Here is a 16,006-nt window from a genome sequence, read left to right as displayed (position 1 = left end):
TGAAGAAGGAAGAGTATGGCAGATAATAGTGTGTGGAAAATGTTAGAAGATCTTTCGACGAAGAAAGGAATTTCTGAAATTGTGATTAACGGAACAAAGAATGTTTTTGTTGAAAGAGGAGGAGAGTTTATTGGACTTAATGTTCCTCTTAATAAAAAAGATATTCTCGAATTTTCTAATGAAGTTGCACTATTTAATAAGAAGAAGTTTTCAAATGAGAACCCTATTTTAGATGGAAGGTTACCCGATGGCTCACGTATTAATATTATTAGTGAACCATATGCTTCTCAAGGCACTTCCATTACAATTAGAAAATACCTTTCAAATAATTTCGAATTAGATAAACACTCTCAGTTATTTGGTATTAGTGAAAAGTATATTCCTTTTTTCAAATCACTTATTAAGGCAAAAAAGAATATTCTAATTTCTGGTGGTACAGGTTCTGGGAAAACGACTTTTATGAATATGCTTCTAAAGGAAGTGTCTCCAGATGAGAGAATTATCACAATTGAGGATACACTAGAGCTTGTCGTGGGCAATACTAATTGTGTAAGACTTGAGGCCGGCCTAACAAGTGGCAAGGAAGGGCTCTCAATGAGTCAACTTGTTAAGAATACTCTTCGAATGAGGCCCGATCGAATCTTTATCGGAGAGGTAAGAGGGGCCGAAGTTTTTGATATGATTCAGGCCATGAATACAGGACATGATGGAAGTATGACTTCTATTCATGCTAATTCTCCAGTGGAGTGTTTACAAAGAGTTGAAGCATTATTCTTAATGGCCGGATTTGATCTTCCATATCATGTAGTAAGAAAATATATTTCAACAGCTGTCGACTTCATTATTCAGCTTGGAAGAACAGACGATGGCAGAAGAAAAGTGACTCAGGTGATGGAAGTCAATAGTATGGAAGGAAATAATATTCTTACAACTTCTGTTCTTGAGATTGAAAATGGTGAACTCGTTTTTGGTGGAGCCGTCCCTGGCCTTGCTAATGAATTGGCGAAAAAAGGAGAGCTTCCAACTAATTACTGGAATACTTTATAAGATCATTGTTGCATCAATTTTAGTAAAAATATTATCACTAAGCTCATCTTTATTTACTGCTGTGATTAGACAGTAGCGATCAATGTCGAGAATAAAGGCAGCTTCATCTGTGATAACTAAGGACTCTTTGGAACCTTTTAATTTCAATTTATGAGCAGCTTCATTTAAGCGGCAATAATCAATTTCGCTAAAGTGAATTTGACGCTCTAGCAGTCTCTTCTTTGCATGCTTTGAAATTGTTAATTGGTGTGCGATTCTCTCCATATAACCTTCCTGGCCTTGGCCCTAATGACTCTCAAGTCATTGTGGCACTTTGCTGGACGCAATAGTAGGTAGGCAACGGTAAAGAAAATCTTATAACTTCTTCAACTCATTAAGCTCTAGTAAAATACCAAGCTGTTGATGTCTTAGGTTTTGACATCCCGATTTGAAGTAGTAATTTCTTGTGTTCTTAATAAGTGATTTAATTCGATTTCGAATGTCATCATTTAATTGAGAATTTTCTGTGATTTTCTTTTTGATGCTTATGAATTCACGAGTGTTTTCATAAGCTAGGTTTTGGTCGAGTTGCTCACATGGCAGACTTGCGTACGCCTTGATTGAAATTAAAGTTACAGTTGCTGATAGCAAAATAGACTTCATGAAAACTCCTTGTGTGAGTCCCTCTCTCTCATCTACTTCTATCAATAGCATACTCAGATGCAAACTTACACATTAGTAAGAAGTTGTGATATTTTTTTCACCTTCCATAATTGCGACACCAGAACTTGTTCCCAGTCTTTTTACACCCATTTCTAGATATTTACGAGCATCCTCTAGACTTCTAACGCCACCAGAGGCCTTAACTTCACATTTTCCTTGAGCCTCATCAATCATTATTGAGACTACTTCAGGATTGGCCCCCTCGCTTGAAAATCCTGTCGAAGTCTTAATGAAGCTAGCTCCAGCACTTATCGATGCTTTGGCCGCTAAACGAATTTCTTTTTCATTAAGAAGACAAGTTTCAAAAATAACCTTAACAATCTTTCCGTTTGCGGCCTTAACAACGGCCGCAATATCTTGCTCAACGTACTCAAGGTTTCCTTCCTTAAGTCTACCAATATTTAAAACCATATCGATTTCTTGGGCACCTTTTTCGATAGCATCCTTTGTTTCAAAAACCTTCGTTTCTGTTGTCATGGCACCAAGTGGAAAACCGATAACTGTGCAAATAAGAGACTTACTTGGATCAAGGTGTTTCTTTGCTTCAAGAATATTACTAGGATTTATACAAACTGATTTAAAACCATACTCATTAGCTTCTTGGCATAGCTTTTTAATTTGTAGGCTACTTGCTTCAGGCTTTAATAAAGTGTGGTCAATAAATTGAGCGATGTCTTGCATAAATTCCTCGATTTAAATTCTTTGATATATTATTGAGATTATTTCCTTAACTTATAGTGCCAATAATTGCTAATATTTGCAATATGTCACTTATTAAACGCGGCCCATTTTTTATTCACCCACTCTTTATCTTTATATCGAGCTTGGTGGCCTTAGGGATTTCTTTATATCTCTATATTTCTTCTTACCTAGAGGTAAACGCAAAGTTAACGGACTTTGTGAAGAAATCAAATATCCCTCTCGTTCAGTTTCAGCAGACTGAGACATGGGTTATGATTCTCATTCTATCGATACTAGTATCCTTGATTATCGTAGGCTTTAGTATGGTTTTCTACTACTATCAAAAGCTTCGTCAGCTCTATCGTATGCAGCAAAATTTTATTAATGGCTTCACTCATGAGCTTAAGACTCCTGTTGCTTCAATCTCTATCTTCATTGATACCTTAAAACGTCACAGTTTTGAGAGAGAGAAGCAGTTAGAGTATCTCGATATTATGAGGCATGACACTGAGAGACTAGGGGATAATATTGAACAAATCCTACAGTTAGGTCGACTTGAAGAAAAGAAAGTCGAGCCGGATCTAAGACAGATTAATATTCGCCAAACAATTGAAGAGTTTGTTTATCGCAATCGTCATAATTTTTCTGAACTAGAGGTTTCTTTTGTTCATCTCGATGATGAGGAGTCTATCGAGTTTGATCGCAAGCTATTTGATATTCTCTTAATGAATATTCTGACAAATGCTATTCGCTATAATAGTAAAGAGCATAAGACAATGGAGATCATCTTCCAAAAGGGGAAACGCTTTAGTGAGCTCTTTTTTGTGGATAATGGAGATGGGATCGAGGATAAGGATATCAAGAATATCTTTAAAAAATTCTATCAAGCTGGAAAGTCTTCAAAGGGAAGTGGGGTTGGTCTTTATATGGCGATGCAGATTATGAGAATACACGGTGGCCGTATTAGTGCCGACAGTGAAGGCCTCGGCCAGGGAACAACATTAAAGTTAATTTTTAAAAATAAGGTTAGTTAGTATGAGTCGTATTTTACTTATTGAAGATGAGCAAAATATTGCAAAAGGAATTATCTTAAACCTTGAGCTTGAAGGTTATGAAGTTGTCCATGCAAGTCGTGGAGACGAGGGGATTAATTTTTATCGTGAGCAGGACTTTGATTTAGTTGTTCTTGATCTCATGTTACCAGTGTTAAGCGGTGAGGATATCCTCGTTCAAATTCGTGAGATTAATGAGAAAACACCTATCCTTGTTCTTTCTGCTAAGGATAGCTCAAAGTCGAAGGTGCGTTGCTTTAATTTGGGGACAGATGATTATCTTTCAAAACCTTTTAATCTTGATGAATTCATCTTGCGCGTAAAGCGTCTTTTAAAGCGTTCAAGTTGGACAAAGAAAGAAGTGTCAGTCTATCAATTTGGTGCGAATGAGATTAATTTTTCTGACTTTAAGGCCAGCTCTCAAGGCGAGGAATATGCCCTTACTGAGCAGGAAGTGAAGATTTTGACACTTTTAACTCAAAGTGAGGGTGAAGTGGTGACGCGCGGTGAGTTACTTGAATTATTAGGCTACAAAAAGGATTCAAATACTCGTACCATTGACAACTTCATCGTACGTTTTAGAAAATACTTTGAAGAAAACCCAAAGGAACCAAAACATATAATTAGTATCCGTTCAGTCGGTTACAAATTTATTAAATAATATAATAAAAATGGAGTAATAAATGGGAATTTTAGAAGGAAAGAAAGTTCTAGTCCTAGGCCTTGCAAATGACAAATCAATTGCATGGGGAATTTCAAAGCAAATGAAAGAGCAAGGTGCACGTCTTGCATTTTCATACTTAAACGAAGCTCTTCAAAAAAGAGTTGAACCACTCAGCGCCGAAATTGGTGGAGAGTTTACATTTGAACTAGATGTTCAAAATGAAGATCACATGACTAAGATGGCCGAGATTGTAAAAGAAAAATGGGGTGAGGTTGATGTTATTGTTCACTCACTTGCGTTTGCAGATAAAACAGATCTTAAGGATCGCTTTCATAAAACAAGCCGTGAAGGTTTCAAGATGGCACAAGATATCTCAGCATACTCTCTACTAGGTGTATGTAATGTTCTTAAGCCACTTATGGCAAAAGATTGTTCTATTATCGCTCTTACTTACCATGGTTCAGTTAAGGTTCTTAACGGATACAATGTAATGGGTGTTGCTAAGGCATCTCTTGAATCAACAATGAGATACCTTGCTGATGATCTAGGGCCAGAAGGAATTCGCGTAAACTGTATCTCTGCAGGTCCAATTAGAACTCTTGCAGCCTCTGGTGTTCCAGGGCTTAAAGGTTTCTTAAATGACGTTGAAGAGAAGTCGCCACTTCGTCGTAACGTAACTCAAGAAGATGTTGGTGGAGCAGCTGTGTTCTTAGGTTCACGCCTTGCAAATGGTGTAACTGGGCAAGTACTTTACGTTGACTCTGGTATCTCGATCTTAGGAGCTTAGTTTTGGCTAAAATTTCTAGTTGGAACGTCGCAGGTCTTAGGGCCTGCGAAAAGAAAGGTTTTTACGATTGGTATTTAGAAGATAATTCAGATGTAATTTGTCTGCAAGAAACAAAGGCATTACCTGAACAATTAAGTGAGCGCTTAAATAATCCTGATCATCACGAAGTGCTTATCGCACCTGCAGAGAGAAAAGGATATTCAGGAGTTGCAACTTGGGTTCGAAAGGGTATTAATGTTAAGCATACTGTAGGGCTTGGAATCCCTGAGTTCGACTGCGAAGGACGAACGATTATTTCTGAATTTGATGATTATATTCTTTTTAATTGCTACTTCCCAAATGGCCAAAGAGATCACGGGCGTGTTCCATATAAAATGGACTTCTGTCGTGCCGTTGCTGACAAGGCATTAGCTCTTAAGAAGAAGACAAAGAAAGAAGTTGTGATCTGTGGTGATTACAACACAGCTCATACTGAAAATGATCTTGCAAATCCAAAGACAAATAAGAAGACAACGGGGTTTCTTCCTCTTGAGCGCGAATGGATGGATGAGTTTAAGGCCCAGGGCTTTACTGATCTTTTCCGTGAATTCACTTCTCCAGAAGAAAATGGCCACTACACTTGGTGGACTTATCGTGGCGACTGTCGTGCAAGAAATGTTGGCTGGCGTATTGATTACTTTTGGTCAACAGATGATTTTGTATCACGTGTGAAAAACTGCTGGCATCAGCCTGAAGTTATGGGAAGTGATCACTGTCCACTTTCAATTGAATTTAAGTAATCGACATAAAAAAAAGCCAGCATAAGCTGGCTTTTTTTTTATTATCAAAGTCGAGAGATTTCCTATCTATCAAGTTCGATTGTGAATGCTAGTGCAAGTTTTGCAAACTTTAGAGCGTGATCAGCTGTTCCACCCATATTATCTAGAGTGTCACGAGAAGAGTGGATTTTTCCATTCATTTCACGTTTACGAGTTTCAAAAGGAGTTGAAGCAGGGAAGCCTTGCGCCGTCCATGAAGCATGGTCTGAACAAGCATATCCACAAGTGTCACGTCCCCAAGAAAGCTCTGGAAGATACTTATCTAATAGAGATCCAAGGAAGTTGTTTTGTGCTTCATTTGTATAATCAGTAATGATTGTGATGTCATCGTTTGAACCATTGAAGTTCGTCATATCAAGTTGCATAACACCAACAACGTTCTTACCTTGTCTTTTAAAAGTTTGAGCAATTTCTTTTGAACCTAGAAGGCCAACTTCTTCTGCCGCATAAGAGATAAACATAATTGTCTTTTCTGGTTGATAGCCACTTTGCGCTAGAGTCTTTAGAACTTCTGTTACAGTTGCTACACCTGAAGCATTATCATCGGCACCTGGTGCGTGGGCATTTGTACGTCCCCACCAACCTGCGATGGAGTCTCCGTGACCGCCAATAACAATAACATCGTCAGTCTTACCTTTGATTGTCGCAATAACCGATGGCTGTGGGTATGAAGAGTGGTTAAAGAAATCAACGCTAATATCTGAACGGTGTGATGTTAGACTTGTCCAGTGGTCCTTAAGCCACTGTTGAGAATCAACACCAGTTTGAGACTTATAGTATCTGTTATTGAAGCTTGAAAGCTTTTCAATAACACTTCTAATTGAGCTTTCCTTCGTATTTGCAATGGCCGACCTAACAAGGTCTTCTTGATTGATTGTATAATCAGCTAAGAATGCATTAATGTTAGAATTTTCTTTTTGTTCTTTTACAAATTGAAGAGCTTCTTCTTTTGTCTGGAACGCAAAGAAACCACCACATCTTTGGTGCTCTTCGTGTGCAAGGTGAGAGATCTCAGCTTGCTCACTCATTATTTTTGTTTTTGCAATAACAAGGTCTTTTTCAACCTTGATAATATCGATTTGTAGATTTGAGTGTAGACTTTGTGTTGATTGGAATAAGTCCTTTCCTGTCACAATGTAGTTGTGCTCAAATGCATAAGAGTTAAATGTTAGTAGTGAGAGTCCTGCTAGTAACTGAAAACAAATCTTGCGTGTAATTTTCATCTAACCTTCCTTGGTTATTTTATATCTGTAACTAAATTATTTTAGGGGCAATCAGTTAATTAAAATAGAGATAGATTCTATTATCTTCTTACATAGATGATGAAGAAGGCTTATAGGAAGGGAGTTTGGGCGCTAAGCGCCCAAATAATTAATATTGGAATCTTGTTTGAATTAGCTCTACACTCTTGCGTACATTTTCTTGGTCGATCCACTGAAGACAACCGTGGCCAAGTCCGCAAATCCATTTATTCATCGGTGCATTGGCATTTTGTACCGATTCGTAGAGATCCATCCATTTCTTCTCTAGAGTCTCCCAAGGAAGTCCCAGATATGCTGGTTCAAGGTTACCTTGAATATAGTAGTCATTTCCTAGTGTATTTAAAACATGACCAAGGTCATGACGCCAGTCGATACCTAAAACATCAATATTGTCATCTTCGATCGCTTGTAGGTATCTCAGGTGAGTCATCTTTGAGTAGTAGATTACTTTCTTATTTGGGAATTCTTTTTTGAATTCAGCTGTTACTTTCTTTAGTACGGGAAGAACTTTTTGTGTGTAGTCTTCAAAGTTCAGTTCACCTGCTGCTGTGTCAAAAAGACACATTGCGTCTGCACCACCAACGGCCTGTGCTCTCATTTCTCCAAGTAGCTCTGGAATTAGTAGGTCAACAAATGCATCCCAGCGTCCGTCGTATAATCCAATTTTTGAGCTATAAAGAGCTCCCGCGTGTGAGCCTTCAACTGCATATGTGTATAGAGTGAATGGTGCACCAACGAATCCTAGAAGAGTTTTGTTACTTGGAAGAGCATCCTTTAGTAGAGTACATGCTTCACCTTGAAACTTATAGAAGTTCTCTGCTGTATCTAAGAATTTAAGACCTTTTACATCTGCAACTGTTTCAAGCTTCATTTCAAGCTTTGGTCCTGGTGCGTACTCTAGCCCCATTCCCATTTGTTCTAGTGGGAAAAGTAGATCTGAGAAAAGAATAGCAGCATCAAATTTAAAATCATTGATTGGTCCCATTGTTACTTCACAGGCAAGCTCTGGCTTCTTACAAAGCTCCATGAATGTATTTTCTTTCTTCATGCCTTGGTAGTGGTCATGGTAGCGTCCAGCTTGTCTCATAAACCATACAGGTACAAATTCTTTTCCATTTTCATTTTTGCGATCGTTAAATAATCCCATTTTTATTCCTTTATAATAAGCTTGTAGCCAATTCCACGAACACTTTGGATCTCTAGTGAGTTCTTAGAGTCGCTCTCGGCCCATTTTCTAAGTTTAACAATATAGTTATCTACAGTACGTTGTGATGGAAATTTATCCTCACCCCATACTTCATCAATAATAAAATCTCTTTCTACTGCTTCATTCTTCTTCTTAAGTAAGATCTCTAAAATGGCGCATTCTTTTTGTGTCAGGTTTAGAATCTTTCCATCGCCATCTTGCACTTCAAAACGCTTTGGCCAAATCTTCAAATCACCAATTAGAATCTCTTCTTCTAGTGAGTCAATATTGGTCTTAAAGCTTAAGAGTCGATCAAGCCTAATCGTTAGCTCTTTAAGAGCAAATGGCTTTGTAATATAGTCTTCACCACCTGCTTCAAATCCTTCAACTTTTGTTTGAGGATCATTTAGGGCAGATAGGAAAAGGAGAATAAAATCTTTTCTAATCTTTCTAAAGTCTTTAGCAAGATCAATCCCATTTCCATCAGGAAGCCCAATATCCATTAGGATAATATTTGGTTTAAAGTCCTCAAAATAATAGCGAGCATCTTTAACATTTTTTGCTAATCGGCACTCATGGCCAATATCGCCTAAGTACTCACTTAGAGTATCTCCAAGATTGTTATCATCTTCAACGACAAGAATTTTACCAAAATTACTCATCCTTTCCTCCGTCACTTTGTTCAGACATAGGTAACTGAATATTGAAGATAAGGCCTTTATCTAAAGTAATATCAAAATGTCCTTTCATCGTTTCAATAAGCTTCTTAGATAGGTAGAGGCCAATCCCTGAACCTTTCGTCGATTGATGCTTGTAGAAAAGTTTTCCAAGCTTTTTGACATCTCCACTGAAGCTGCCACGATCGTGGTATCTGATATGAACGGCTTCGCCTTTAGTGCTAATGTGAATCTCCACTTCATTTGAATCTGTATGGGAAATTGTATTTTCTAAAAGGTTCTTAAAAATAATACTTAAAGCAAATTCATCTGCTTGTAGGCTTATATTTTCGGCGTCTTTATTTATCGTAACCTGTAACTTGTCTTGGTAGCCACCTTGAATGATTTTTTCAAGGAAGTGATTAATTTCAATATCTGTCGAGTTTAAATTCCCACCACGCTCAATTCGAGAAAGTTGCAGGATTTTATCCATTTGATTCTCAAGACGAATCGTGTCGTCAATTAGGCGAGTCGTAAGTCTCTGTAGTCTTTGATTAGAGTCTTTTTCAACTTCATCTTTAATCACTTCTGATTGAAGCTTGATACTTGCTAGTGGGGTCTTAAGTTCATGAGTAAGACCAGCAAAGAAAGCTGCAATTGAGCGATTTTTTCTCTGATCTCTAATAAAGAGGAGAGTGTGTGAACTCACTAGAATGAGTATCAGAACTAAGAATGTAATTCCTTCCCATTTTATAAGTGAGCCAATATCTGGGCCCTCTGTACTATTTAGTTTTGCCAAGCGATCACTCATTTTAAAAATTAAAAAGAGCCACCACAGGCCAAAGAGCCCGATTAATCCCGTCGTTATTGTCGAGATCAGAAAGAATGGAGAAGAAGATTTCTTTAGTTCCAAAGTCTGTTCTCTAAATCCTTAGCAACTTCTTCATTATGTGCAAGTGAACCAAATCCTACTTCATATGCATTTGGAGATAGGTAGATTCCTTTTTCAAGAAGTAATTCAAATAATGGAACAAAGTCTTCACCGATATTACCTGGAATATTTCCAACTGACTTAATCTTATCTCCTGGAACGATCCAGAATAGAGAAGAGTGGTGAATGATATTGTAATTCGAAAATTGGCCATCATTATATTCTGCAAGCCACTTCTTAAAGATATTCACAATTCTAAGAGTGTTATCTTCAAGCTCTTTGTAGCTTTCTTTTGTCATCTGCTTAAGTGTTTCAAGTCCACCAACCATCGCAAGTGGGTTTGCACTTAGAGTACCAGCTTGGTAAACACCACCAACTGGAGCAAGGTGTTCCATGATTTCTTTCTTAGCGGCAATTGCGCCAACCGGAAGACCTCCTCCAATTACCTTACCGTAAGTTACGATATCAGGTGTGATTCCTGTAAGCTCTGCCATACCACCAAATGCAACACGGAAACCAGAGATAACCTCGTCAAAAATTAAAAGAGCATCATTTGCTTTTGTGATTTCTCTTAAGCCTTCAAGGAATGCTTGGTCTTGAATAAGGAGACCATTATTAGCTGGTAGAGGCTCGATGATAATTGCTGCGATCTCACCTTTGTGATCTTCAAAACACTTCTTTACACCATCTAGGTCTTCAAGCTCTAGAATAAGTGTGTCATCAGCGACACCTTTAGGAACACCAAGTGAAGAAGATTCAGCTGCTCCTGCAAGACCTGAACCTGCTTTAATTAACATGGCATCAACGTGTCCGTGGTAACAACCATTGAACTTGATAATTTTATTCTTTCCAGTCACACCACGAGCAAGACGAAGAGCTGTCATAACTGCTTCTGTTCCTGAGTTTACAAATCTAATTTGATCAACGTGTGATAGACGTGAAAGTAAGTATTCTGCTAAATCTACTGAGTATGGCTCACATGCTCCGTAGCTCCAACCACGACCTAGGGCCTCAGTTAGTTTTTCTTTTACAGTATCATTTTGGTGACCAAGAACAAGTGGCCCAAAGCTCATGCAAAAGTCGATATAGTCTTTACCTTCAATGTCAGTAAAGTAGGCACCCTTAGCGCTCTTAAAGAATTTAGGAGTTGAAGTCATTCCTTTGAATGAACGAACAGGTGAGTGAACTCCACCTGGAACCATCTTCTTACTCTTTTCAAAAATTTCTGTGTGCATATTACTCATATATATTCCTTTAATTTAATAATCTTATTTTTTTAGCCAAATTTTAAACTCTTCCATGCTGGCAAATGGACGTACTGTGATATCTTCTTTTGAAAGTTGTTCAAATGTCTTACCAAGTCCACATGCATGAAACTTATCTTTAAGCTCTGGTAGGTGTTCAATATAAGTTTTGTACTGAGAGTAGCTTGTCCAAAAGAATACATCGCACTGTCTAAGCTCATCGAAGAAGCTTTCACGTACTTCTTTGTCGCTTTTTTCGTATGATTCAAATACTTGGCCATAGTCAGAGTAAGAGTCTTTATGAGTTAAAATAGTTAGCTCTTCTTTTGGCCCATTCAGTACTTCAATGGCCTTTGAATCGCGAATCTTATCTAGTACATCTTCACCAAGTCCGTCACATGATCCATGAACCCACTGGCCGTTTTGTGCCAAGAGCTTCCAAGTAGAAGTACCAGCTGTATAAACAGATTTTCCGTGATTCTTTAGAAGGCTTACACCATAGCGTGCAGAAAGAAGAATGTCGTTATTTGGCACGCGTGCATTCTTTAGCGCTTCTTTGTGAATTAACTCACAATAGATATATTCTTGTTCTCTGTGGTCTGCGTGTGGAAGACCAATAAAGGCCTTCGCTTTTGAAGCAGGTGATGGAAAGCTTCCTTCAAGGTGTCTTTCATAAATGACCTTGTCGTCAACTTTTCCTTTGTGAGTATGAATATAGTAGTCGCCCTTTTTCGTAACGTTGATACCAACTGCTAGGTGACAACCACCTCCGTAGCTTGCAAATGCTTTACGCTCACGGCTTACTTCACTTACAGTATCTTTATCTTGAAGTTTTTGAAGCTTTTCTTCTAGCGCCCCATTGTCATCACGATTCTCTAGGCATTCGATTCCAAGAGCTCCTTGAGATGCTGCTGCTGGGAATTGGCTATGCGGAAGAACTGCATAAGTCATTCCTGCCAGTAGTACTTCTAGCTCTTTTCTTGAACTCTCTGTGATGGCAAGTCTTTCAATACCTGGCATAGCAAGTACAATGGCATCGTAATTATTTTCTCTAAGCTTTTGAATACGTGAATTTACGTTTCCGCGAAGCATTTTAGTCGATACCTTTACGTTATCTCCGTAAGGTAGAAATTCAGAAAGTGAACTTTCAATATTTACAATTCGACGTGGAGAAGATGTTCCAACAACAAATTCTGTCAGTTCTTTGGCCATAAGCTTACTAACCGTTTCTTCTTTAATTAAAAGAATATCGTAAGCGTATGCTCTTTTTGAGATTGCAGCTAACTTAATACCTTCTGGCCTATCACTTCCTAGGTCCTTGTACGAATGAACGACTAAATCGATCTCTCCCTGAAGCAGGGCCGCATCTAATTCTTTTGTAAAAAAATCTTTTCCCTCAAGTTGCCAAAGTGGCTTATCAACAATTTGATCACCTTGAGTTTTAATTACTTTTAATTCAAACTCGTCACCAGTTAGTTCTTCGAGTTGATCTTTTACTTGATTACATTGAGTCAGGGCCAATAAAGAGCCACGTGTTCCGATGATGTATTTCAAAATAAATCCTTGTTTATGGTGTGAACGTAAAATACATTAGATAACTTACTTTTTTGTCATGAAATTGTCATTAAAACCAAGTATGCGCGACGAGTCTATTGTTTGATTTTTAACTGAAGTGGTCCCATCTCCGAGTGAAAATGTAAGAAAAAGACATTTTCTATATCGTTTTTTTATATATACACTTAAGTCATTGAAATTTTATTAGCAAAAGGAATTGCAAATGAATCGATCGATCTTAATAGGGACAGTCCTAATTTTATTAGGTTTTTTCCTAAATATCACAGCTAAGGCATCGTCTCTTAGCATCAACCCAAAACGAATTATTGTAAAGTTAAAGAATGGTAAAGAAGTACCATCGATAAATGGAATAAAAAAATCAGTTTACTTTTTTGAAACCACATATGTTCTCTACACAAATGGTGATGAAACCCTTCTCAATAAATTAAGGTCTCACCAAGATATTCAAGATGCTCAGTTTGATACATTCTCAAAACGTGAGCCACTTCCAACACCAGTTGAAGCGATTGAATCAGAATCAATTGAGGAAGGTGATGAGATTTACAGCTCTGTTTTAAATGATCCTAAACTTTCAAAGCTATGGGCATTTAAAGATGCAAGTAAGCACGGAATGAGTGTTAACAGAGTCTATGAAGAAAGTGGGCTGGCCTCGTCTAACGAACCAGTGATCGTTGCAGTTGTCGATACTGGAGTTGATTACAACCACGAAGACTTAAAAGATGTTATGTGGACAAACGTAAATGAAATTCCAGGCAATGGAATTGATGATGACGGCAATGGTTATATTGATGATATTCACGGTATCAATACTCTAGAGCGTGACAGTGATGGAAATGCGACAGGGGATATGATGGATGGCCATTCGCATGGAACTCACGTTTCTGGAACAATTGCAGCAACTCAAAATAATGGAGTTGGTATTGCTGGTGTTGCTTCCAATGTTCGCATCATGGGACTTCGCTCAGTTCCTAGCTATGGTGATGAGACAGATGTTGATATCGCTGAAAGTTTTCTCTATGCTGCAAGAAATGGAGCAAAAGTAATTAACTGCTCTTTTGGTAAGTCTCATAATGAAGGCGGAATGTTAGTAAAAGAGACAATCGACTATATCGCTAAAACTTATAACACTCTGGTTGTTGTGAGTGCAGGTAATAGTTCTCAAAATATTGATACAAAATTAACTTACCCTGCTTCTTATGACAGTGAGGGGATGTTAGTTGTCGCTTCTTCAACTCGCTATGGACGCTTTTCTTATTTTTCAAATTACGGTTTTGTAAACGTTGATGTTGCAGCACCAGGTTCTTCTATTTATTCAACGACTCCAGGGAATCGTTATGGAAATATGTCAGGGACTTCCATGGCCTCTCCTAATACGACAGGAGTTGCTGCTGAAGTTCTTTCAAGACATCCTTATTTAACTGCCGTTGAATTAAAAAATGTATTAATGAATAGTGTGACAACAAAGTCCTCAATGGATGGTGACATCCTAACAGGTGGGGTTGTTGACCTCTATTCTGCTTTAGAAAGTCTTTAATTTATAGAGGCCCTAGAACTAGGGCCTTTTTTATCTCTTATCATTTCGTCCTAATGCCAAAGCTTAAATTTTTCTTGATGTGGGATATTGATCTCAACAATATTGCCAGGGCCAATATAATTTAACTCTATTCCTTTCGTACTATTAGCTATTGCAATGCCTTTTTCTGTCTCATTAATCGAGTTACTTAGGTTAGGCCTTAGGTATTTCTTAAAATTAAAACCATCTCCACCATCGATAACAGAGATACGGTATGAATCTTCTAGCTTTTCATAAGTTACAATGACCGCTTCTTTGTTTCTATCGCAAAGTATGTCGAGGTAACTTTCATAGTCACCATTATCCTTTACTTTTTGGCGCTCATTTTTATCAATTTTTAACTGTCCATGTTCTAGGGAGTTTAAAATGATTTCAAAGAAGGCCCTTTCTTGCGTAATCGTTGCGTTGGTAAATAGTTTTAAAGTTCTGGCACAGCTTGCAATATCGGCCAATGTCCTAAGATGCATTTGCGCATTGGTGACGATATCAAGGCCACTATTATGATCGATAGAGTAATTGATGATCGAGTTAATTCTTGATTGAAGTTTTATTTTTGAGTTTGCAAGTTGTTTAATGAGAGGGAAGCTTTGAAGATCGATAAAGTCATTCAAGTCATTTTCAAGATAATGTGATTTACGCTTTTCTGTAATCTCTTGTGCTAAGACAATAATAGGTATGTTTGAGAAACGTGGATATTTTCTTAATGTTGAAAAGATTGAAAGATCCTTATTTAAGTCTGAGTCATAAAAGAGAATAAGGTCGATATCGTTCTTCTTAACATTAGCAAAGACTTGCATGATCATCGAAATGCTATCTCGTTGTACTATATCATATGTATCATCTAGGACTGTCGTTAGTCGTTCAGTAATGCTTTCATTATTACTTATAATGAGAACTTTCGACTTCTCTGACTGAGTCTCTCGTTCTTTTAAGTCCTTGCTTGCACTAGCTTCACTTGTGATTTCTTGAACCGCCTGTTGTATTCTTTTAAACATATTATCTCTCCGTTAATGCGTAACTTAATGAAGTATCGATCGGCTGAAGTAGGTAACGTAGGATACTCTTTTTCGCTATTTGTATATCTGCGTGAACTTTCATTCCTGGAAGAATTAAGTTTCTTTCCTGGTTCTGCCCAATATAGTTTTTAGAAAGTATCACCTTAATCTTATAATAACTTGATCCATTACTTGTATAAAATACACTTGGGGATATGGACTCAATCCATCCGGAAACAACTTGATTGCGATGGGTTTGATGAGAGGTGACTTTTATCTTTACTATCATCCCTTCTTGAAGAGGCGCTAAGTCTTGTGGGGTAATTCTTACGGTCGCGATTGGGCTATCATCTATTGGAAGGATTTTTACAATATTCCTGTCTTTACTTACATTTGTTCCAACTGCTTTATAGTCAACCTCATTAACAATTCCAGTAATAGGTGATCGAATTAAGAGGATCTCTTTACTGACTGAATTATTATCTTTATTCTTTTTTTCATCAATAAGGGTGTAGAGTAAATCACCCGCCTTTATGTATTGTCCATTCATGACTTCAAGAGAATCTAGGATTCCTGATTTATTGTGCTTGATAAGGTGTGTGATTGTGGTTGCTTCAATTTCTCCATTGGCCTGGACGACTTCGTTAATTGTTGAGAAGGAAGACCATGCAAAGAATGCTATCACCGTAAATAATGAAAGAAGGATAATTGACTTGGATACATATGGGATTCTTGCTTCTTCTAAGAGAAGGTCTTGTCCGATATAGTCTGTTTGCTTAGCATAATCAAGACTACTACCAAACGAGAATCTTTTTCTTTTATTCTTCATCATT

General features: G+C 37.7%; 17 protein-coding genes. 6 read left to right on the top strand and 11 right to left on the bottom strand.

The annotated features are described in order from the left end of the window. Positions 1-15: 15 nt before the first annotated feature. A complete protein-coding gene (locus tag ABMA76_RS07500) occupies positions 16-1,047 on the top strand; it encodes a CpaF family protein (RefSeq protein ID WP_392907477.1) in 1,032 nt (343 codons plus the stop codon). Here the strand turns inward: ABMA76_RS07500 and ABMA76_RS07495 are convergent. The 3 genes from ABMA76_RS07495 to deoC all read right to left on the bottom strand — a co-directional run bounded on the left by ABMA76_RS07495 (position 1,042) and on the right by deoC (position 2,430). Beyond that, the gene (locus tag ABMA76_RS07495) at positions 1,042-1,311 is read right to left on the bottom strand and encodes a flagellar protein (RefSeq protein ID WP_392907480.1); all 270 of its coding nucleotides are present in this window, start codon (positions 1,309-1,311) and stop codon (positions 1,042-1,044) included. The genes ABMA76_RS07500 and ABMA76_RS07495 overlap by 6 nt on opposite strands. Before the next feature lie 90 nt (positions 1,312-1,401). Continuing rightward, a complete protein-coding gene (locus tag ABMA76_RS07490; RefSeq protein ID WP_392907482.1) occupies positions 1,402-1,689 on the bottom strand; it encodes a hypothetical protein in 288 nt (95 codons plus the stop codon). Between the two features lie 72 nt (positions 1,690-1,761). Further along, positions 1,762-2,430: a deoxyribose-phosphate aldolase gene (deoC, locus tag ABMA76_RS07485; RefSeq protein WP_392907484.1), complete on the bottom strand. Its 669-nt coding sequence runs from the start codon at positions 2,428-2,430 to the stop codon at positions 1,762-1,764. An 83-nt stretch (positions 2,431-2,513) separates the two neighbouring features. On the opposite strand from deoC, the gene ABMA76_RS07480 reads away from it, so the two are divergent. From ABMA76_RS07480 to ABMA76_RS07465, 4 genes are read left to right on the top strand one after another with little or no spacing between them, the layout of a single operon-like run. Continuing rightward, positions 2,514-3,464 carry a sensor histidine kinase gene (locus ABMA76_RS07480; RefSeq protein WP_392907487.1) on the top strand — a complete coding sequence of 317 codons (951 nt, stop codon included), beginning with the start codon at positions 2,514-2,516 and terminating at the stop codon, positions 3,462-3,464. Between the two features lies 1 nt (position 3,465). Next, complete coding sequence (locus ABMA76_RS07475) at positions 3,466-4,143, top strand: response regulator transcription factor (protein WP_392907490.1); 678 nt, start codon at positions 3,466-3,468, stop codon at positions 4,141-4,143. A gap of 22 nt (positions 4,144-4,165) precedes the next feature. Beyond that, positions 4,166-4,933, top strand: a complete 768-nt coding sequence (locus tag ABMA76_RS07470) for an enoyl-ACP reductase (protein ID WP_392907492.1) — start codon at positions 4,166-4,168, stop codon at positions 4,931-4,933. A gap of 2 nt (positions 4,934-4,935) precedes the next feature. Then, positions 4,936-5,712, top strand: a complete 777-nt coding sequence (locus tag ABMA76_RS07465) for an exodeoxyribonuclease III (protein WP_392907494.1) — start codon at positions 4,936-4,938, stop codon at positions 5,710-5,712. A gap of 62 nt (positions 5,713-5,774) precedes the next feature. On the opposite strand, the gene ABMA76_RS07460 is transcribed toward ABMA76_RS07465, so the two are convergent. The 6 genes from ABMA76_RS07460 to hemC all read right to left on the bottom strand — a co-directional run bounded on the left by ABMA76_RS07460 (position 5,775) and on the right by hemC (position 12,584). Further along, a complete protein-coding gene (locus tag ABMA76_RS07460) occupies positions 5,775-6,974 on the bottom strand; it encodes a M20/M25/M40 family metallo-hydrolase (RefSeq protein ID WP_392907497.1) in 1,200 nt (399 codons plus the stop codon). 148 nt (positions 6,975-7,122) lie between these two features. Beyond that, positions 7,123-8,160, bottom strand: coding sequence for a uroporphyrinogen decarboxylase family protein (locus tag ABMA76_RS07455; protein WP_392907499.1), 1,038 nt, complete (start codon positions 8,158-8,160; stop codon positions 7,123-7,125). Positions 8,161-8,162: 2 nt separating this feature from the next. Next, on the bottom strand, positions 8,163-8,861 hold the full coding sequence (locus ABMA76_RS07450) for a response regulator transcription factor (RefSeq protein ID WP_392856274.1): 699 nt from the start codon (positions 8,859-8,861) through the stop codon (positions 8,163-8,165). Continuing rightward, positions 8,854-9,768, bottom strand: a complete 915-nt coding sequence (locus ABMA76_RS07445) for a sensor histidine kinase (RefSeq protein ID WP_393061292.1) — start codon at positions 9,766-9,768, stop codon at positions 8,854-8,856. The genes ABMA76_RS07450 and ABMA76_RS07445 overlap by 8 nt, the downstream gene beginning before the upstream one ends. Next, positions 9,759-11,030, bottom strand: coding sequence for a glutamate-1-semialdehyde 2,1-aminomutase (locus ABMA76_RS07440; RefSeq protein ID WP_392856270.1), 1,272 nt, complete (start codon positions 11,028-11,030; stop codon positions 9,759-9,761). Before ABMA76_RS07440 ends, ABMA76_RS07445 begins: the two co-directional genes overlap by 10 nt. 24 nt (positions 11,031-11,054) lie before the next feature. Further along, positions 11,055-12,584 carry a hydroxymethylbilane synthase gene (gene hemC, locus ABMA76_RS07435; protein ID WP_393061290.1) on the bottom strand — a complete coding sequence of 510 codons (1,530 nt, stop codon included), beginning with the start codon at positions 12,582-12,584 and terminating at the stop codon, positions 11,055-11,057. 223 nt (positions 12,585-12,807) lie between these two features. Here hemC and ABMA76_RS07430 point away from each other — a divergent pair, with 223 nt between their 5' ends. Further along, positions 12,808-14,139 (top strand): S8 family peptidase, encoded by a 1,332-nt coding sequence (locus tag ABMA76_RS07430; RefSeq protein ID WP_393061288.1) that lies wholly within the window; start codon positions 12,808-12,810, stop codon positions 14,137-14,139. Between the two features lie 50 nt (positions 14,140-14,189). Here ABMA76_RS07430 and ABMA76_RS07425 read toward each other — a convergent pair whose 3' ends face one another. Together ABMA76_RS07425 and ABMA76_RS07420 are read right to left on the bottom strand one after the other, a co-directional pair. Next, positions 14,190-15,173: a hypothetical protein gene (locus ABMA76_RS07425; RefSeq protein WP_392856265.1), complete on the bottom strand. Its 984-nt coding sequence runs from the start codon at positions 15,171-15,173 to the stop codon at positions 14,190-14,192. Position 15,174: 1 nt separating this feature from the next. Then, positions 15,175-16,005: an HlyD family efflux transporter periplasmic adaptor subunit gene (locus tag ABMA76_RS07420; protein WP_393061286.1), complete on the bottom strand. Its 831-nt coding sequence runs from the start codon at positions 16,003-16,005 to the stop codon at positions 15,175-15,177. Position 16,006 lies beyond the last annotated feature (1 nt).

Source organism: Halobacteriovorax sp. ZH5_bin.2, assembly GCF_043196375.1.
In the GTDB taxonomy this organism is placed as follows: domain Bacteria; phylum Bdellovibrionota; class Bacteriovoracia; order Bacteriovoracales; family Bacteriovoracaceae; genus Halobacteriovorax_A.
Note: the sequence above shows the minus strand (reverse complement) of the source record. Positions and strands in the feature narration are given on the sequence as shown.